The sequence below is a fragment of the Terribacillus sp. 7520-G genome, assembly GCF_002271665.1.
Classification (GTDB): Bacteria; Bacillota; Bacilli; order Bacillales; family Amphibacillaceae; genus Terribacillus.
The window spans coordinates 1-18311 of the sequence record NZ_NQFP01000010.1 but is presented as its reverse complement, the minus strand read 5'-3'; the positions used below and the strand labels follow the sequence as shown (position 1 = coordinate 18311).

At 44.1% G+C, this 18311-nt stretch carries 20 protein-coding genes; 15 read left to right on the top strand and 5 right to left on the bottom strand.

Going from position 1 to position 18311, the window contains the following annotated elements:
* Positions 1-318: 318 nt before the first annotated feature.
* Positions 319-1458 (top strand): alcohol dehydrogenase catalytic domain-containing protein, encoded by a 1140-nt coding sequence (locus CHH53_RS04240; RefSeq protein ID WP_095214883.1) that lies wholly within the window; start codon positions 319-321, stop codon positions 1456-1458.
* A gap of 27 nt (positions 1459-1485) precedes the next feature.
* Here CHH53_RS04240 and CHH53_RS04235 read toward each other — a convergent pair whose 3' ends face one another.
* Both CHH53_RS04235 and CHH53_RS04230 read right to left on the bottom strand, forming a co-directional pair.
* Complete coding sequence (locus CHH53_RS04235; RefSeq protein ID WP_095214882.1) at positions 1486-2637, bottom strand: AI-2E family transporter; 1152 nt, start codon at positions 2635-2637, stop codon at positions 1486-1488.
* A gap of 295 nt (positions 2638-2932) precedes the next feature.
* Complete coding sequence (locus tag CHH53_RS04230) at positions 2933-3829, bottom strand: TIGR01777 family oxidoreductase (RefSeq protein ID WP_095214881.1); 897 nt, start codon at positions 3827-3829, stop codon at positions 2933-2935.
* Between the two features lie 86 nt (positions 3830-3915).
* Between CHH53_RS04230 and recX the strand changes: the two genes are divergently transcribed.
* Both recX and CHH53_RS04220 read left to right on the top strand, forming a co-directional pair.
* Complete coding sequence (recX, locus tag CHH53_RS04225) at positions 3916-4743, top strand: recombination regulator RecX (RefSeq protein ID WP_095214880.1); 828 nt, start codon at positions 3916-3918, stop codon at positions 4741-4743.
* An 18-nt stretch (positions 4744-4761) separates the two neighbouring features.
* On the top strand, positions 4762-5091 hold the full coding sequence (locus CHH53_RS04220; protein WP_095214879.1) for a YfhH family protein: 330 nt from the start codon (positions 4762-4764) through the stop codon (positions 5089-5091).
* A gap of 29 nt (positions 5092-5120) precedes the next feature.
* Here the strand turns inward: CHH53_RS04220 and CHH53_RS04215 are convergent, their stop codons facing one another.
* Positions 5121-5285: a YpzG family protein gene (locus tag CHH53_RS04215; protein WP_095214878.1), complete on the bottom strand. Its 165-nt coding sequence runs from the start codon at positions 5283-5285 to the stop codon at positions 5121-5123.
* A gap of 99 nt (positions 5286-5384) precedes the next feature.
* On the opposite strand from CHH53_RS04215, the gene CHH53_RS04210 reads away from it, so the two are divergent.
* Positions 5385-5648 (top strand): YfhJ family protein, encoded by a 264-nt coding sequence (locus CHH53_RS04210; protein WP_095214877.1) that lies wholly within the window; start codon positions 5385-5387, stop codon positions 5646-5648.
* Between the two features lie 27 nt (positions 5649-5675).
* Here CHH53_RS04210 and CHH53_RS04205 read toward each other — a convergent pair whose 3' ends face one another.
* Entirely contained in the window at positions 5676-6671 is a 996-nt protein-coding gene (locus tag CHH53_RS04205; protein ID WP_095214876.1) for a metal-dependent hydrolase, read from the bottom strand.
* A 72-nt stretch (positions 6672-6743) separates the two neighbouring features.
* Between CHH53_RS04205 and mutY the strand changes: the two genes are divergently transcribed.
* The 11 genes from mutY to CHH53_RS04150 all read left to right on the top strand — a co-directional run bounded on the left by mutY (position 6744) and on the right by CHH53_RS04150 (position 16918).
* Positions 6744-7829 (top strand): A/G-specific adenine glycosylase, encoded by a 1086-nt coding sequence (mutY, locus tag CHH53_RS04200; protein ID WP_233134829.1) that lies wholly within the window; start codon positions 6744-6746, stop codon positions 7827-7829.
* A 65-nt stretch (positions 7830-7894) separates the two neighbouring features.
* Complete coding sequence (locus CHH53_RS04195; RefSeq protein ID WP_095214967.1) at positions 7895-8152, top strand: gamma-type small acid-soluble spore protein; 258 nt, start codon at positions 7895-7897, stop codon at positions 8150-8152.
* Positions 8153-8333: 181 nt separating this feature from the next.
* Positions 8334-8861, top strand: coding sequence for a nucleoside tri-diphosphate phosphatase (gene ntdP / locus CHH53_RS04190; protein WP_095214874.1), 528 nt, complete (start codon positions 8334-8336; stop codon positions 8859-8861).
* Between the two features lie 72 nt (positions 8862-8933).
* The gene (locus CHH53_RS04185; RefSeq protein WP_095214873.1) at positions 8934-10712 is read left to right on the top strand and encodes an ABC transporter ATP-binding protein; all 1779 of its coding nucleotides are present in this window, start codon (positions 8934-8936) and stop codon (positions 10710-10712) included.
* A 225-nt stretch (positions 10713-10937) separates the two neighbouring features.
* Positions 10938-12983: a BglG family transcription antiterminator gene (locus tag CHH53_RS04180; protein ID WP_095214872.1), complete on the top strand. Its 2046-nt coding sequence runs from the start codon at positions 10938-10940 to the stop codon at positions 12981-12983.
* Entirely contained in the window at positions 12976-13443 is a 468-nt protein-coding gene (locus tag CHH53_RS04175; RefSeq protein WP_095214871.1) for a PTS sugar transporter subunit IIA, read from the top strand. Before CHH53_RS04180 ends, CHH53_RS04175 begins: the two co-directional genes overlap by 8 nt.
* A gap of 5 nt (positions 13444-13448) precedes the next feature.
* Positions 13449-13727 carry a PTS sugar transporter subunit IIB gene (locus tag CHH53_RS04170; protein WP_095214870.1) on the top strand — a complete coding sequence of 93 codons (279 nt, stop codon included), beginning with the start codon at positions 13449-13451 and terminating at the stop codon, positions 13725-13727.
* A 13-nt stretch (positions 13728-13740) separates the two neighbouring features.
* On the top strand, positions 13741-15096 hold the full coding sequence (locus CHH53_RS04165; protein ID WP_095214869.1) for a PTS galactitol transporter subunit IIC: 1356 nt from the start codon (positions 13741-13743) through the stop codon (positions 15094-15096).
* A gap of 13 nt (positions 15097-15109) precedes the next feature.
* Positions 15110-16057 (top strand): 1-phosphofructokinase family hexose kinase, encoded by a 948-nt coding sequence (locus CHH53_RS04160; RefSeq protein ID WP_095214868.1) that lies wholly within the window; start codon positions 15110-15112, stop codon positions 16055-16057.
* Positions 16044-16691 (top strand): class II aldolase/adducin family protein, encoded by a 648-nt coding sequence (locus CHH53_RS04155; protein ID WP_095214867.1) that lies wholly within the window; start codon positions 16044-16046, stop codon positions 16689-16691. Before CHH53_RS04160 ends, CHH53_RS04155 begins: the two co-directional genes overlap by 14 nt.
* 2 nt (positions 16692-16693) lie before the next feature.
* Positions 16694-16918 carry a hypothetical protein gene (locus CHH53_RS04150; RefSeq protein ID WP_095214866.1) on the top strand — a complete coding sequence of 75 codons (225 nt, stop codon included), beginning with the start codon at positions 16694-16696 and terminating at the stop codon, positions 16916-16918.
* A gap of 196 nt (positions 16919-17114) precedes the next feature.
* Here CHH53_RS04150 and CHH53_RS04145 read toward each other — a convergent pair whose 3' ends face one another.
* Positions 17115-18182: an FUSC family protein gene (locus CHH53_RS04145; protein WP_095214865.1), complete on the bottom strand. Its 1068-nt coding sequence runs from the start codon at positions 18180-18182 to the stop codon at positions 17115-17117.
* Between the last annotated feature and the right edge of the window lie 129 nt (positions 18183-18311).

The window sequence follows — 18311 nt, the reverse complement described above, 5'->3', positions numbered from 1 at the left end:
TATCAACGATGAATCCAATGAAGGATAATTCACTTATCTATTATAAAGAAAGTGAGCAGAGAGAGGAAGCGAGAATGTCTTGAACGGGGAAAAGCAGGCAGCGGGGGCTGCCTGCTTTTCTGTTGTTGTTAGAAATAAATGTGGTGAGATGAACGAAATATGTGGGAGGTAATGTTGTTAGAAAACACATTTTTTCGTTCTCGACTATATAGACGCAAGCAACCCTAGAATGGTTTCAACTTTTTTAAAAAAATCCGAGTTTAAGTTCTGAGGACAGCAGGTATAGACTTTCAACTACATTTAAGGGAGATTGATACCATGCAAGCAGTCACCTTCCAAGGCAAAGAGAACATCGAAGTAAAGGCAGTGGCGGCCCCTTCGATCGAGAATACGACCGATATGATCGTACGTATTACAGCTACTGGGATCTGCGGTTCTGATCTGCATCTCTATCATGGAGGAATCACACCGGAAAAAGACTATATCATCGGTCATGAACCGATGGGAATCGTGGAAGAGGTAGGTTCTGCTGTGCAGAATTTGAAAGAAGGTGATCGTGTCGTCGTTCCATTCAACATCGGCTGCGGAGAGTGCTTCTACTGTACGCATCAAATGGAAAGCCAATGTGATAACTCAAATGGCAATCCGCATACAGATGCAGGCGGTTTATTCGGGTTTTCCGAACAGTTCGGGGACTATCCCGGCGGACAAGCAGAATACTTGCGTGTGCCATTTGCCGATTTCACTTCCTTCAAAGTACCGGAAACAAGTGAACTGAAGGATGAGAGCATCGTTTTCCTATCGGATGTCATACCGACGGCTTATTGGAGTGTGAAAAACAGCGGTGTCAAGAAAGGTGATACTGTCATTATCCTTGGAGCAGGACCGATTGGCCAAATGGCACAGAAATTTGCTTGGCTGCAAGGTGCAGAGCGCGTCATTTCAGTCGATAATGTACCGCATCGCCTGGAGCACGCTGAACGGATGAACAATGTGGAGACCTATGACTTTTCCGATAATCCGGAAATCGGTTCGCTGCTTCATAGCGAAACAAATGGGGGAGCCGATGTCGTCATCGATTGTGTCGGCATGGATGGAACAGTGCCGGAAGGTGTTCAATTCGGTTCTGAACATGACAATCAATTCGGGACGATCCAGCCGATCATTACTGCTAGTGAAGCTGTACGGAAATTCGGTACGGTACAGCTGACCGGTGTATATGGGACAGAAGCGAACGGCTTCCCGATTGGTGATCTCTTTTCCCGCAATGTGACACTGACAATGGGACAGGCCCCGGTCATCCATTTGATGCCGAAGCTATATCGGATGATCGAGGAAGGAGTATTCGATCCAACGGATATCATCACGCATACGATGAAAATCAGTGAAGCCGAAGAAGCGTATAAGATATTTGATGAAAAGGCGGATAATAACATCAAGGTACTATTGAAGCCATAAAGAAAAGGAGCTCTCGGAGCTCCTTTTTTAGTTTGTATTGGTTGGTTCCTCGTAAAGATGGGATCTTTTTTTGAACCAATGGAATGTATGGGTCACAATTACTTTCAGGATTGCATATCCAGGTACAGCCAGGATGACGCCGACAACACCGAACAGATTTCCTGCGGTGAGGATCACAAAGATGATGGTGATCGGGTGAACGCGAATATTGCGGCCCATGATCTGCGGTGTGATGAATTTTCCTTCAACCAGCTGAACGACCGTCCAGACAACGATCAGCTTCAGCAGCATGAACGGTGATGTCACAATCGCAATGATGATTGCGGGCGTAATGGCGATGGCAGGTCCAAGATAGGGAACGACACTCGTGAATGCTGCAATGACAGCAAGTACTGGTGCGTATTCGAGACCGATGATCAAATAACCAATATACAGCAATACACCAATGACGAAACTGACGATGATCTGTCCGCGTATGTAGGAACTGATCTGATGATTCATCTCGGACATCACTTCATATGTTTGGCTGCGGAAACGTACCGGAAGCAATTTCAAAATGTAGACCGGCAGTTTCTTGCCATCCTTCAATAAATAAAAGAGGATGAAAGGTACTGTCACAATCGAGATGATCACTTCCGTGACCGCACCGACGAAGCTGCTCAAATTAGAGAACAGATTGTTCAGCATGCTTGTTCCGCGAGTCTGTAATTCATTCAATATCTGATTGAAATCGATATTCCCTGATTGCTGAATCTGATTGACGATGTTGCTTCCTGTTATGGATTGGACCATATCGACGCCTTGTTCGAAGTATACTGTACTATTGTCGATCAGACTCAATGTCTGCTCCTTCAAGACAGGAATGACGGAGCTGATAAGGATGGTCAGCAGCCCAATGATGACAAGATAGAGGACAATGATGGAATATATCCGCTTTACCCGCTTTTTCTCCAAGTAATTGACGATCGGTACTGTCAAGTAATAGACAATACCAGTTAAAATGATGGGCAGTATCACTGTTTTCACTATGACAACAACAGGTGTGAAAATAAATGATACTTTCGAGTAGACTAATATATTCAACCCGATGATGAAAAGAATCAGCATCGCGATGACAAATTTATTATTCAGGAAGAATTTTCTGAACTTCCCCTGATTGGTACGCTCCAAGTCTGGCATGGCATTCCTCTCCTCTTTGACACGCTGTTCCCGTAATTCTAGTGTTCTATTATTATAGCCTAATATCAAGGCGAATAACCATTATGTTTATTTTAATCCTATGTATGAAATTAATCTACTCAGGCACTCCAAGGAAGCGGGGAAAGGATGATGATTTTATCAAAATGTTTATCAACAGTTTTATCAACAGCATTTTAATTATGAAATGGACGAAAAATCGACTTATGCACATCATCCACAATCCTTGGGCGGTTGTGCACAAGGCAATGAATATGTCGGCGTCCAGACTGTATGATCATAAAGCTTGTTCCAATGCCTCGGACAAGCTGGAAAATCGGAATCGGTACCCATTTTCGATTGCTTTCTTCGGATAGACGCATTGTCCTTCCAAAACCAAAGTGCTCATTTCACCTAAAGCTTTTTCGATGATCGGTGCCGGTACTGCCGTCCAATAGGGACGGCGCATCGTCTTTGCCAATGCCTTGCTGAAATCTTTGTTCCGTCGCGGGGAGGGGGCAGTGACATTCAACGGTCCTTTGATCTGCTCATTATCAATCGCAAACGCCATCATGCCAGCAGCATCCTCGACATGGATCCAGGACAGCCACTGCTCTCCGCTTCCGATCTTTCCCCCGGCGAAGTAACGGAAAGGAAGCTGCATGAGCGACAATGCGCCTTTGTCACCCAGCACGATGCCAAAACGTGCCAGTATGGTACGGACACCGATGCCCTGTGCTTGTTTTGCTGTTTCTTCCCAATCATATGTCACATCCGCCAAAAAATCGTGACCGCGTTTATTTGATTCCTCGGTGAAAGCATCCTGTTCGCTCGTCCCGTAATAGCCTACAGCCGACCCGCTGATAAAGACTTTTGGCTTCTTCGGCATTTTCTCCATCATATCCACCAAAGTTTCAGTAGCCTCCAATCGACTGCTCCGTATTTGCTCTTTCTTTTCCTTTGTCCACTTGCCGAAAAGGCTGGTTCCGGCTAAATTGATGACAGCATCAACCTCTGGAAGCTGGGAAAGGGGATCGGCCCCTTTTTTCAGCCAGCCGACATAAGTGACTTGTTTCGTATCTATCTTTTTCCCGGGTGATCGAGTGAGGATATACACATGATGTCCTTTCTCGATCAAGATCTCTGCCAATCGTTTTCCAATGAATCCTGTTCCGCCGCTGATGACGATATTCATGATCTTGCTCCTCCTTCTTTATGCTGAGCTTACGATTTTATGGACAATCATTTCGTGGTAGAATAAAGACACAAGAGGTGTCGAAAATGGTGAAAATCACAAAAATCACGACCCAGAAAAATACAATCGGCCGCTATAATATTTTTATCGACGATGGGAAAGGCGAGAAGTTCGGCTTCGGTCTCGATGAAGATATCCTGATTTCAAGCGGAATCGCCAAAGGACAGGAACTATCGGACGAAGCGCTGCAGACCATCATCGAAAAAGATACGGCCCATAAGTGCTTTACCCTGGCTTTACAATATTTAAGCTACCGGATGCGTTCAAAAAAAGAAATAAGAAATTATCTGATAAAGAAAGAACAGGATCCGACACATATCGAAGAAGCCTTGAACAGGCTGGAAGAACAAGGTTATATAGATGATGCGGCCTTTGCCGGCGCTTTTGTCCGGACAAAGGTGAACACGACGAGCAAGGGTCCGCTTGTCATCCGGAAAGAATTACAGGAAAAAGGGATTGCCGGGGCAGCTGCAGACCAAGCGATGACGTATTACACTTTTGAGAAAGAGCTGGAGAAAGCCGTCAAGCTTGCCGGCAGCAAGCTGCAGGCAAAAGCAAAAAAATCCCATCAGGAGAAGATCCAGCTTGCCCAGCAGCAGCTGCTTTCGAAGGGATTCTCGAGTGCTGCTGCCAAGGAAGCTGTATCACTGGCGCTGAAAGATACCGATCAGGACACGGATGCGGAGCTGGAGGCTGTCAGATTTCAAGGCGACAAGCTTTGGCGCAGGTATGCGCAAAAGGCGGAAGGCTATGAACTCATTCAAAAGATCAAGACGGCGCTTTATCGAAAAGGCTTCCCGATGGAGCTGATCCAGAAGTATATAGAGGAAGCGAAGGAAAAAGACCTTTATTAGGGGAAAGCAGGTGCAAATATGCAATTGCGTTATAGTGATTTGACAGTGGAACAGCTGAAAGAGGAAATGAAACAGCTGAAAATCCAGCAGCAAAAGGCTGAACAGATGGGAAATTTCAGCGAATATCAGATTTTGGAGCGCAAGCGTCAAATGGCCAAAGCATATACGATGAATCCGGATGAATTCAAGCCAGGTGTTACGTATCAAATCAAAGGCGATCGGTCGCATGTGTTCACGATTGATTATCTCAATGGTGTGTTTGCCTGGGGCTACCGCCGTCATGGCAGTGAAACTGGACAAGAACTGGAAGCCTTGCCGATCAGCGTGCTCGGCAGGCCGACTATGTAATTGCCTCGGCTGATGAGCCGAGGTGAATTTTATCTGCGGTTTTTCTTGACTGCTTGAGTACGGATGATGATATCTGTCTGTGTTTGCTGTGTTTCCCCATTCACCTGGTTATTCGCATGCTTTGAAGTGGTGCGGGGTGACTGGATGACGGAATTGATGGTGCCTGTTCTGGAAAAACGGTCAAACTTGGACATGTATCTGCCTCCTCAAGATTGGTTGATCCGCATTGATTCTAGCTTGTGCATTTGTTTTTGAGATTATGTTGGGTTTATGATGGAAAGGAAGAAGAATGAATGGAAAATAAATTCCGTGAGCTTGCTGCGCTGTTGCAGCAGCAAAACGAACGGCTGACAATGGATGAGGCCCGGACATGGGTCGAGATCCTTTGGGAAGATTTCGAGGCAACACGCGCAAAAGCCGGCCGCAAGTATCAAGGGCAGGACATGACAGAAGCGATTGTCCGCCAATGGATTCAGCATTATGGCCCAAGACTGGATGAGTTCCTGGAACGTAATCCGAAATACCATTATCTATTCAAGGAACGCAGACAACAATAAAAGCCTGGAGAATCAAATCTCCAGGTTTTATAATGCAGATGGATTATCGTCTGTAACAAGCTTTCGCTGCAGTTTCTGTTCGGAAAAGATCCAGCCTGTGTAGGAGCTTATGATTTGATGATTATCATCAATTTGAACGACTGCTTTGAATGGGTAATGCTGTGCGCTGTTATGGTAGCGCAGGTCGATCAGCCGCAGCTCGGTGAAATCATCATACAAGTTCACTTCCCATGTGAAAACAGGGGAAAAGCTTAGGAAGGCTGCAATATTCTTGTCTTCCCTGGCAACTTCCATCAGCTCGCTGTCAGGCAAAGGCTTCCTTTCGAACTCATCGATGATGCGGAGCTCCCAATCCTCCACTTTCCCGACATAAAAATGATCGGGAGCTGTGATCGCAACACGCCAGACTGCTTGCTTCATCGTCGGGGAAGTGGCAATGATCTGGGCATCGGGAATCCGTGCCTTCACTTGTTTGATGATCCTTCGTTTATCCATGTAACGCTTCACATAATAGAGGACAAGGATCGCGTAAATGACTGCAAAGGTCGGACCAGGTTCAAAACCGATCAGCCAGAGGCCGATACCGATCACATGCATCGTAAAGATGAAAGGATCGAACGTATTGATGAAGCCGTAAGCGACCCAGCGTCTGGTGAATGGCCGGTAAGCCTGTGTGCCGTAAGCATTGAATACATCGACAAATACGTGCAGCACAACGGCACCGAAAGTCCATAGCCATAGATGCAGAAAGTCGATCTCTGGCACTAACACGTACAGAAGCAGGGAAATCGCCAATCCCCACAATATGACAGCGGGGATCGAATGCGTGATTCCCCGGTGGTTTCGTAAATAAGAAGCATTGTTCCGTAATTTCAGTACTGTATCAAAGTCGGGTGCCTGTGAACCAAGGATCGTGCCTGCAAGTACTGCATTGAACAATACAGGGTCTTGGTGAACAGCAGGATCAAGTGTGGCCAAGCCCCCAAGGGCTATCCCCATGACAATATGGGTACCAGTGTCCATTGATGTGTCCTCCTTCTGATGAAACCAAACCACCTAATACATTTATTATTGTAACACGGAGTGTGAATGATTTTGCATTTAGACGATCTACATGTTAAGTTTCAGCATTTTTCCATAGATTTATTTCAAGATGATTTAATTAATTGGTTCCAGCAGGAAAAACGCTCACTGCCTTGGCGTGAAACGCGGGATCCGTATCGGATTTGGGTATCGGAGATCATGCTCCAGCAGACGAAGGTGGATACTGTGATTCCTTATTTTAATCGTTTCATGGAACGCTTTCCGACAATCCAGGCATTGGCCGAAGCGGATGAGCAGGACGTCCTGAAAGCATGGGAAGGCTTAGGTTACTATTCCCGGGCCCGCAATCTTCAAACAGCCGTGCGTGAGGTGGCCCGGACATACGGCGGCAAGGTACCGGATGATGTGGATGAGTTAGGGAAGCTCAAAGGTGTCGGACCATATACAAAGGGTGCCATCCTCAGCATCGCTTACGGAATTCCGCAGCCGGCAGTCGATGGGAACGTCATGAGGGTCTTGTCCCGGATCCTTTTGATCACGGAAGATATCGCGAAGCCAAAAGCAAGGAAAATCTTTGAAGCAGCAGTCGAAGAAATGATTTCGAAGGAGGACCCGTCCTCCTACAATCAAGGGCTGATGGAGCTTGGAGCGCTGATTTGTACTCCGAAAAAGCCCGCTTGTATGTTATGTCCGGTACAGGAGCACTGCGCCGCATTCCGGCAAGGGCTTCAGGAAGAGCTGCCCATCAAATCCAAAGGGAAGAAGCAAAAGACGATGCCATATCTTTCTGTCGTCGTGGAGAACCCGCAAGGAGAAGTCCTTATCGAGAAAAGACCCCAAGAAGGGCTGCTTGCGAACCTATGGCAATTTCCAATGGCGGATGCTGCAGAGGTTTCGGTCGAACAGCTCGCGTATTGGTTCAAGCTGGAGTATGGCATTGAAATCGAGCTCGTTGAAACGCTGCAGCCTGTCCGTCATGTTTTTTCCCATATCATATGGGAAATCATCGTCCTGCGCGCAAAAACAACAGACGCGATACCGGAGCAAGGAAAATTCGTTGCCCTTTCGGATATAGATGAATATCCATTTCCAGTTCCGCATCAGAAAATCCTGCACCAGTTTCATATACCAGAATAAACCAGAAGCTTTTTGAACTTTTTTGGATAACAGCGCCGCATTCAGGAGAAAGTAATGTGGCGGAGGTGATAACAGTGAACAAAAAGACACAATCTGGTACTGATGCGAAGCACGTTAAACAACAAAACCAGCAGTCTCGTCAAGGTGGTTCCGGCCAATTCGGAACTGAATTTGCTTCTGAAACTGACGTACAGCAGGTTCAACAGCAGAACCAGCAGTCTCGACAGAAAGCAAAAGGCGGTTCCAGCCAGTTCGGAACTGAATTTGCTTCCGAGACGGATGTACAGCAAGTTCAAAAGCAAAACAAACAGTCCCGCAAGTAAGACGGACATCGTCTGAATTGTTACTTTCGTATGAACGGAGCCCTTCAGCGCACGCTGAGGGGCTCTTTTGCCGATGCTTGGGCAGCAATCAGCGTTTTTCATTTCCATTGTGTCTGAAATATCTTTATAATATAAAGAAACGATCTTACATATAGGACAATACAAAGGAAGGAAGATTCGCATGGCTGGCCCAGAGGCAGGAACGAAAATTCAGATACACAGCTATAAGCATAACGGCCAGCTCCATCGGGTATGGGAAAGCAGCACGGTATTGAAGAGTACGGCAGAAATCCTGATTGGTGCCAATGACCGGACGATGGTCACGGAAAGCGACGGACGGACGTGGATCACACGCGAACCTGCCATTGTTTATTTCCATGCGAAGCACTGGTTCAATATAATCGGTATGCTGCGTACGGATGGGATTTATTATTATTGCAATATCAGTTCTCCGTATGTATATGATGGAGAGGCGCTGAAGTATATCGATTATGATCTGGATATCAAGATATATCCCGATATGACGTTTACACTGCTGGATGAAGATGAATTCGATGTACACAAGCGGCAGATGAATTATCCTCCGGAAATAGAGAAAATCCTATGGAATCAGGTCGATATCCTGATCAGCTGGATCAGACAAGGAAAAGGGCCATTTTCACCGGATTTCATCGATACATGGTATGAGCTTTTCCTGACCTACAGATAAATAACATAAGCTATGAATCCTTGCCTACCTTGGCAGGGATTTATCGTTGTGCACAACAGAGAGGTGATTGTGTTGAGCAGTACGAGACGGTATTTACGTTTTGTAAAACCGTATAAATGGAAAATTATTTTTACGATTATAATCGGTATAGTAAAATTCGCCATACCTTTGCTGATTCCGCTGATCCTGGGTTACGTAGTCGATCATGTCGTCAATGCCGATTTATCGGCAGGGGACAAGGTGCAGCGCCTATTCTGGCTGCTTGGCGGTTCCCTGATCGTCTTTCTGATATTGAGGCCGCCAGTGGAGTATTATCGGCAGTACTTGGCGCAGTGGACGGGGAACCGGGTGCTGTATGATATCCGGAATCAGTTGTTCGATCATATCCAGCGCCTGAGCCTGCGGTATTATTCCCAGACGAAAACAGGGGAAATCATATCCCGTGTCATCAATGACGTGGAGCAGACAAAGAACTTCATCATGACTGGCTTGATGAATGTATGGCTGGACTTGGCTACGATCATTATTGCAGTTGGTATCATGTTTACGATGGATGTATCGCTGACGCTGGTGGCCATCGTACTGTTTCCGGTATATGGTGTGGCGATCAAGTATTTTTATGAGCGTCTCCGCAGTTTGACCAGGAAACGTTCGCAAGCTTTGGCTGAAGTGCAGGGTCACTTGCATGAACGCGTCCAAGGTATCCCGGTCACACGAAGTTTTGCGCTGGAGGATTATGAACAAAAGCAGTTCGATGCACAAAACCGCAGCTTCCTCGAGAGTGCCATCCAGCATACAGTCTGGAATGCCAAGACCTTTGCGGTAACGAATACGATTACGGACTTGGCGCCATTGATCGTGATTGCATATGCAGCTTATGAGGTTATTCAAGGGAATCTTACATTGGGGACAATGGTTGCTTTCGCCGGATTCATGGATCGCGTATACAGCCCGCTCCGCCGGCTGGTGAACTCTTCCACGACACTGACACAGGCGGTCGCTTCCATGGACAGGGTATTTGAATTCATCGATGAGAAATATGATATTGAAGATAAACCCGATGCCGCGAAGCTCACAAAGGTCGATGGCCATGTTTCCTTCGAGAATGTATCGTTCCGTTACCGCGACGATGAAGAGCTCGTGCTCAAGGATATCTCGCTTGATGTGAAACAAGGGGAGACAATCGCTTTTGTCGGGATGAGCGGCGGCGGTAAATCGACGATCGTCAGCCTCGTCCCTCGGTTCTATGATGTGACAGGCGGCAGGATAACGATTGACGGCACCGATATCCGGGATGTACAGTCACGTTCCTTGCGGGATAAAATCGGAATGGTGCTGCAGGATAATATCCTGTTCAGTGAATCAGTCGAAATGAACATCAAGCTTGGAAGACCGGAGGCTACCCATGAAGAAGTAGTGGCAGCCGCCAAAGCAGCCAATGCGCACGACTTTATCGAGCATCTGCCGCAAGGATACGATACCCTTGTGGGAGAACGCGGCGTCAAGCTATCCGGAGGGCAGAAGCAGCGGATTGCCATTGCGCGCATATTCCTGAAAAATCCGCCGATCCTTATTCTTGATGAAGCCACATCGGCGCTTGATTTGGAGAGTGAACATTTGATTCAGGAAGCCCTGGAGAAGCTTGCATCTGATCGGACGACCTTCATTGTCGCCCACAGACTGGCGACAATCACGCATGCAGACCGAATCGTCGTCGTCCAGGATGGCCGTATTGTCGAGCAAGGATCCCATGTCGACTTGATGGCGCTCCAAGGCAATTACTTCAATCTATATCAGATACAGCATCTGGATGAGGATTCTGGTACATTGAGTACGATGGAAAAAGGATAGATGGACAGGGAGACCTGTTCATCTATCCTTTTTTGTTTATTTTAGTTGCATGGATACAGGGGTAGCATAGCATGAGAAAATAATTACTGACTTGTTCCCCCCTATTACCCAAACTTCATCACAAACGCAAATGGAAGCGCTTACCTAAATTGTGATATATCAGACCTCACGCGATTTTTCATTGAATATAATGAGATTAGGAAGAGTCAAGAAGGGAGTGAAAAAATGAAAAAAGAAGTGAGTGATTTAGTCCTGTATTTTTTAGAGCACCATTCATCAACATTAACAGCTGTTGAAGAAGAGATGTGCAGGAATAAACGCAGTCTTCAAGCCTGTATAGACGATGTGAATCAGTACCTAATAAAAGAAAACAGAGAAGCTATTAGGATTGATAGTAAGAATGGCAATATTACGATCAATGAAAGTACTAGAGAAGGTTTATATTATTTTCTAAAGCATGGCGTTATGGCCGATTTGAATTATATTGCTCCTGAAATGCGCGAAAGTTTGCTGTTTATCAAGCTCTGCATCACAGATGGAAATCCTGCATTACAAGACTTGGCTGATTTGGTTCAGGTAAGCAAAAATACGGCTCTGCAAGACTTGAAACGAATAAGAGATATATTATCTGAAAAAATGATTGAGTTAAACTATACCAGAAAAAATGGATACAGTATCAGTGGGGAAGAGTTCAAGATACGAAAGCTTTTTATTGAGGAAATTAAAAGGGTTTTAGCAGCGCAATTCGGTTTCTCCTTCCTCTGCCGTCTTGGTTTCCTTGACAAAGAAGATATCTTTTTCCTACGGCGGCGGTTGATCAATATGGAGAAGAAGTTGTCGATAGCTTTAACTGATGAGCAAATAGATGATTTACCTGTTGTATTGTATCTCCTTATACAGCGAATGAAACATTCAAATGCTTCTTGGAGGGCAGAATTCGATTTGGCAGATATGGAACAATCAAATGAAATCCAAACCTTGAAGCATATGTTCTGGGATAGTCATTTGGATGATGAAGACAAAACGTATTTAGCATTGCAGATCCTGTCATCCAATATGCTTGAATCTGTACTGGCAATCTCTTCGAGCAATGAATTGTCCTTGGCGGTCCGAACAACAATTGATATGGTCGATACACAGCTTGCAACCAATTTACTTGATAAATCAGAGCTTTTGAATAAAATATTGCTTCATCTTAGACCAGCAATATATAGGATAAGATTCAATCTTTCAATACAAAATCCATTAACTGAACAATTTATTGCGGAATTTCCTGCCATGTTTGCTATCGTTTCAAAATCGGTTTATCCAATCGAAAAGTCTATTGGAGCTTCTATTTCCAAGGAAGAACTGGTTTATTTGGCCATGATCATTCAAGCATGGATCTATCGAACGGAAGAAAGACAAGAATATGCGTTTCGAGCATTAGTCGTATGCAGAAATGGAACCTCTGTCTCCAAGCTGTTATTGGAAACGTTAAAAGATATGTTTAGTCATATTCAATTTATGGGGGCTTATGCAGAAAGACATTTCAAGGAATATGAACAGGAGGTGGATTTTATCTTTTCCACAGTCCCTCTTAATACATCCAAGAAAACGTTTATAGTGAAACCCTTCTTAAATCGAGCAGCTAGATCGGAGATACGAAATGCCATCGATAAACATATTAACCGTAATGCGGATAAGAAAGCCAAGGAATTAATTTATTATCTAAAAGAACATATCAACGAAGGCAATTACCAGATTGTTCACGATAAAATTGTAGACTTCTTTAATAAATCCCCAAAATTAAAAATGGAAAGTAGTACAAACTCGCATCTTTTCCCTTTTAAGAAAGAACATATTTTATTCCTGGATGAAACAATTCATTGGCGGGATGCATTAGCGTATGCTATTAAACCTTTATTATCCAGGGAGTCCATAACAGAAGGTTATTCACAAAAATTATATGAGATATTCGAACGGGAGAGTGACAGGATGATGCTTGGTCCGCATGTCTATCTTCCACATGCCCAGCCGTCTGATGGAGTGAACAAGCAGGATTTCTCCATACTTATTTGCAGGAAGCAAATTCAAATGCCGGATTCCCATTTTGCCAAGGTGATAGTTGTCTTAGCTCCAAGTGATTATCATCTCCACGTTCCTACACTATTACATTTAAATGAACTGTTTTTAGAAGAGGATAGTTTAAATAAAATTGTAAGCGCTTCATCTGAGGAAGATGCTCTGAAATTTATAACAGAGGAAAAAGGAGGTGACCAAGATGAGTGAAGTGGATTTGTTACATGAAGAGCTTGTATTTCTGGATGTTGATGCAAGGAATACGGAAGACCTTTTCTTATTTATAGGGGAGGAGCTGGAAAAGAGGGGATATGTAAAATCTACTTTTATCCGTGCAATCACAGAGAGGGAGGAACTGTATCCAACAGGTTTGGCCCTGGAGCAAATTAATATAGGTATCCCGCATACAGACCCGGAGCACGTAAATAAAGGTTTTGTGGCAGTAGTTAAAAATAAATATAAGCTTCCATTCATTCATATGGGGACGGAAAATCGACAGATATTAATCGATTATTTTTTTATCCTTGGCATTAAAGATACAGGTGATCAAGTAAAGCTGCTGCAACTCCTGATGGAAAAGTTTTCAAGTCTTGAGTTCGTCGAAGGACTTCAGTCTAATCAAGAACAGCATACATTATTTTCTTTTATCAAAAAAAAGTTTGAGGAGTGAGCAAGATGAAAACAGTTATCGTTGCATGTGGTTCTGGTGTAGCGACCAGTCAGACGGTCGCATCCAAAGTAAAAAAAATTTTGAATGAAAATGGTGTGAAAGCGAACGTGGAGGCAGTCGATATTAAATCGTTGGATCAGTATATCAAGACCAGCCATGTATATATCGCCATTACAAAGGCCAAGAAACACTATGATATCCCTACTTTAAATGGAATTGCTTTTTTAACGGGTATGGGAATGAAGGAAGAAACGGAGAAACTGATCTCGCTTTTAAAATCGTAGGAGGTGGAGATGGATGGATCTTTTACAACAAATCTTTCAATATGTATTAGATCTGGGAGCGGCAGTCTTCGTTCCGTTACTGATGTTCATTGTAGGAATCACAGCAAAAATGAAATGGAAAGATGCATTTAGTGCTGCTGTCATTCTTGGCGTGGCATTTATCGGGATGAATATTGTCATCAGCTTTATGCTCAACGCGCTGACGCCTGCAGCACAGGGGCTGGTAGAGCGTACTGGTATTGAACTCAATATCATCGATGGCGGATGGACTTCTTTAGCAACCTTAGCCTGGGCGTGGCCTTTAGCCTTCCTTATGTTTCCGTTACAAATGGCTGTCAATGCAGTGATGTTGATCATCAACAGGACCCAGACATTAAACGTTGACTTGTGGAATGTATGGGGGAAAATCCTTACGGCAGTACTTGTTATTGGAGTAAGCGGAAATATCATCCTTTCCTTTTTAGTAGCAGCTTTCCAAATGGTCATCGAACTACTTTTAGGGGATGTGAATCAAAAGCAAATCGAAAAAATAACCGGAATTCCTGGTGTGACGGTGTCGCACAGTATGATGATATTTGGTGTCTTCCTGCTCCCGTTTAACTGGCTGATTAGTAAAGTGCCATTTCTGGATAAGCATGTAGATGCAGATACCTTGAAAGAGAGAATAGGTATTTTTGCAGAAAACCATGTGATGGGTTTCATCATTGGTCTATTACTAGGTATTGCTGCTGGTTACTCTGTACAGGAAAGCTTGATGTTGGCAGTTCAGGCTGCGACTGCACTGACGCTGTTCCCGATGGTGGCAAAATTGTTTATGCAGGCGTTATCTCCTTTATCAGAAGCAGTTTCTGATTTTATGAGAAAGAAGTTTCAAAACAGACAACTCTTTATTGGGCTCGACTGGCCAATACTAGCCGGAAGTAACGAAGTATGGGTAGCAATGATAATCCTTGTACCAATTACCCTTATTTATGCGATCATCCTGCCTGGTAACAATGTTCTTCCGTTTGCCGGGATTATCAACACGTCTTTAGCTGTTCCGGCTTTAATCATCACGGGAGGAAATTTACTTCGGATGATATTGCTCGGTAGTGTGACGACTCCAATATTCTTATATATTGCTACAGGATTCGCACCAACCATTACAAAGCTTGCTCGGGATACCAATGCAGTAAATATTGCAGAAGGTCAACTCTTGTCCTGGAGTACACTTGAGTATCCGGTTTTCCGCTATATATTTGCAGATGCATCAAGCGGCAGCATTCTGGGAATCTTCTTTGGAGCAGTATGGATTGTGCTGCTCGTAATCTACTATAGAATGATGAAAAAACGTACGGAAGCTTTAAACAAGGAGGAAGAAGTAGCGTAAGGAGGCCAAAAAAATGATTTACACCGTCACGCTTAATCCGGCCATCGATCGGCTTATCCAAACAAGCGGTATGTTAACGAAAAAGAAAACTAATCGTGTAAAAACGGCAGAATACGATTTAGGAGGGAAAGGATTCCATGTTTCGCATGTGTTAAGCAAATTTGGTATTGAAAATATTGCGTTAGGTTTTATAGGGTCCGAGAATCAACTGCAGATGGAAAAAATCCTGCGAGCGAAACAAGTGACTCATCAGTTGATCGTTGAAAAAAATGCATCAACCAGGGAGTGCATTGTGTTAATTGATGAGGAGAGCCAGGGAAGTACGATGGTTACGGGAAGCGGCTTTCGCATTTCAAGGACCAATCATGAAAAGTTGATTTTCCAACTGCAAAAGTTATTGAAAAAAGACGATATGCTTGTTTTAGCGGGTTCGCTTCCCCCTGATTATACACTGAAACAGCTGAAAGAAATTATCGATGTTGGTAAACGGGCTGGAAGCTTTATTGCGTGTGATCTTTCTGGGGATGCCCTTAAGCTGGCGGTAAAAATGGAAGTGGATTTTATAAAACCGAATCAGTTTGAGTTAGAGGAACTACTGACTCCAGCAATGGAATCCATGAAAGATCGTTTATTAGTTTTGAATGAAAGCGTTCCATATATAGCTGCTTCCTTTGGGGAAGAGGGAAGTTATGTTGTCCACGCTGGTGAAATATACCGCGTTTTTCCGCCGAAGGTCAAAGAAGTGAATGATACAGGTGCAGGTGATGTTTTTGTTGGGAGTTTCCTTGCACAACTAGCACTTAGAGCAAATCTGGAAACAGCAATTGCTTATGCTACTGCTTGTTCTGCATCTAAAGTGACAAAACGGAATTGCACTGATTTTGATTTAATCCAAGCAGGGCAGATGCTGCCAATGATAAAAATCAAAAAATTGGAGGTAAACCCAGATGCTATATCGTAAAGAACGAGAAGACTTATGTAAAGTTGTAAAGATGATGTTTGATCGCTATGAGACAAATGCAGCGGGAGGAAATGTGAGTGTTCGTATGAATGGAGACCATATCATCATGACTCCGACTTTGATGTCTCAAGAAAAGTTCTGCGATTTAAAACCTTATGAGATTTTAGTAGTGGATATGAATGAGCAAAAGGTAGAAGGGGAGGGAAATATAACACGTGAAATAAACATGCATATGGCCTGTTACAAACAACGTTCGGATATTGGTTGTGTTTTACATGCGCACCCTAAGGAATCCATGGTATTTGCAACTTTAGGTATGGAGCTGCCTAACTTGACGGAGGCCACGCAAAAACTTGGCCAAATTCCGACATTGCCATTCGCGCCAGCTACTTCTAAAGAGCTGGCAGCTATTGTAAAAGATCATCTAAGTGAGTTGCCAGCTGCAACACTGCCTAAAGCGATGCTGCTGAATAAACACGGCATACTCGTAATAGATAAAACACTTCGTAGGGCGTATGATATGCTTGAGCGAATTGAATATAATGCGTACGTAGCCTCAAAGGCTCTCTTATTTGAAGCGCTAAATATTTCAAAGCGTTCAGAAGAAGTCCATACCTATAATTTGGAGGAATAGTGATGAAACACTCCATTATATTATGGATCTTTATAAGCGCTGGGTTATTAGTATCAGGAATTTATAGCTCCTCTTTTTGGATTGCAGGTTTGGCGCTAATTTCCGCTTTACATGCACAACGATTATTCAAGAAAACATACGATGGCTCGTATTTTAATTACAAAGAAATAATTAAAAGGAGACAGGTAAGGTTGGAGAAATTAAAGGAAAAGACTGTTGAGCAGTAAAACTCAACAGTCTTTTCCTTTTGCATCTTCGGGCACCATTTTCTTGTTATAAGCGGCCAGGAAAATAAAAGCATGGGATATTCAACTATGTAGCTTTTGAATGAAGTACCCATCTTTCCCGAGCTGCTTTGAAGTCATCATTTCCATTAAATTAAATTGAATATAAAAAATACACCACTCCATTAGAGTGATGTATTTATTCCTTTGGCATGACCACTGTTGAGTCCTCGTTATGGTATCGGAGGTAGCTGTTCAACAGCCGTTTCAGTCTATCCAGCTCTCTGTGATATTCCATCAGGCGCGAAGCTAGCGGAAGGAAGAGCATTTTCTCATCGTTTTCCTTGTTTTCGAAGACATGGATCAGCAGGTCGACAAGTGCCGGGATATCCGGATCCAGTGTTTCGCGGATGCTGCTTTCTTCTTGCTGGTGCTTGATACGGCCCATTGCACTCAGAATCAGCTTTTCATGTGACATGATGGCCTTATCGAGTTCTTCGACGAATGTTTCGCTTGAACAGTTCGGAAGCTCTGACATCTTTTCCCCCAGATCATATACTTCTTTTAGGATGCCGTGCGACTGTTTCAAGGTCGTGATGAGCTGACGGATGACAACCAGTTTTCTAGCTTTCACAAGTTTTTGTTTTTGGGTGTAGGTCCGTTCTTCAGTGAAACGAGTATAGATATCGTCTATTTTTTGGATTTCCGATTCGATTCTCGCTATTTCATCCTTCAGAGCCGGCTGATCCGACCAGTTGCGGGTGGCCACGCGCAGCCATTGCAGGATTTCCGTGCTGAATTGATCGATTTTCTGCAATAGTACGACTTCATACTTAGGCGGAAGAAAAACAAGATTCACAAAAAAGGCAGATAAAATACCTAATGTCAATGTCGAGAACCGCAGCAGGGCAAACGGGAGAAAATCCATACCGCTCGTGTTCTCCATCACGGAAACAAGGGATACGATCGCAATGACGCTTTCCCGTATTTTCAGGCTTACACAAAGCCCGATGGTAAGGATGGCGGAAACCCCGATGATGATCGGTTCCGTTCCGAAGGTGTAATACATCGCAACAGCGACGACCAGACCAACGACGTTCCCCTTCACCTGATCCATAAGCCCGATGTAGGATTGATAGACGGACTGCCGCATCGAGAAGGCAGCTCCGATGGCAGCGAACACCGGCGTCAAGTTAAGTAAGGTCGCTGCATATAAGGCAAGAGTGATTGCCACGCCAGTTTTAAGCATTCTGGCACCAAGTTTCATTTCTTGGATCCTCCGTTCTTTCCTTGAAAAACTATTCTATATGATGTTACACGAATGCCCTGAGATAATAAAGTATTATCTGAAGAAATATTTCAGAACAAAAAAGGCATCAGCGAAAGTGCTGATGCC

Coding starts and splice junctions, on each gene's coding strand:
- CHH53_RS04240 (WP_095214883.1), top strand. CDS start 319: ATGCAAGCAGTCACCTTCCAAGGCAAAGAGAACATCGAAGTAAAGGCA.
- CHH53_RS04220 (WP_095214879.1), top strand. CDS start 4,762: ATGCAATTGCGTTATAGTGATTTGACAGTGGAACAGCTGAAAGAGGAA.
- CHH53_RS04150 (WP_095214866.1), top strand. CDS start 16,694: ATGAAACACTCCATTATATTATGGATCTTTATAAGCGCTGGGTTATTA.
- CHH53_RS04180 (WP_095214872.1), top strand. CDS start 10,938: ATGAAAAAAGAAGTGAGTGATTTAGTCCTGTATTTTTTAGAGCACCAT.
- CHH53_RS04170 (WP_095214870.1), top strand. CDS start 13,449: ATGAAAACAGTTATCGTTGCATGTGGTTCTGGTGTAGCGACCAGTCAG.
- CHH53_RS04205 (WP_095214876.1), bottom strand. CDS start 6,671: ATGGACACTGGTACCCATATTGTCATGGGGATAGCCCTTGGGGGCTTG.
- CHH53_RS04215 (WP_095214878.1), bottom strand. CDS start 5,285: ATGTCCAAGTTTGACCGTTTTTCCAGAACAGGCACCATCAATTCCGTC.
- CHH53_RS04210 (WP_095214877.1), top strand. CDS start 5,385: ATGGAAAATAAATTCCGTGAGCTTGCTGCGCTGTTGCAGCAGCAAAAC.
- CHH53_RS04165 (WP_095214869.1), top strand. CDS start 13,741: ATGGATCTTTTACAACAAATCTTTCAATATGTATTAGATCTGGGAGCG.
- recX (WP_095214880.1), top strand. CDS start 3,916: ATGGTGAAAATCACAAAAATCACGACCCAGAAAAATACAATCGGCCGC.
- CHH53_RS04145 (WP_095214865.1), bottom strand. CDS start 18,182: ATGAAACTTGGTGCCAGAATGCTTAAAACTGGCGTGGCAATCACTCTT.
- CHH53_RS04160 (WP_095214868.1), top strand. CDS start 15,110: ATGATTTACACCGTCACGCTTAATCCGGCCATCGATCGGCTTATCCAA.
- ntdP (WP_095214874.1), top strand. CDS start 8,334: ATGGCTGGCCCAGAGGCAGGAACGAAAATTCAGATACACAGCTATAAG.
- CHH53_RS04155 (WP_095214867.1), top strand. CDS start 16,044: ATGCTATATCGTAAAGAACGAGAAGACTTATGTAAAGTTGTAAAGATG.
- CHH53_RS04230 (WP_095214881.1), bottom strand. CDS start 3,829: ATGAATATCGTCATCAGCGGCGGAACAGGATTCATTGGAAAACGATTG.
- CHH53_RS04175 (WP_095214871.1), top strand. CDS start 12,976: ATGAGTGAAGTGGATTTGTTACATGAAGAGCTTGTATTTCTGGATGTT.
- CHH53_RS04235 (WP_095214882.1), bottom strand. CDS start 2,637: ATGCCAGACTTGGAGCGTACCAATCAGGGGAAGTTCAGAAAATTCTTC.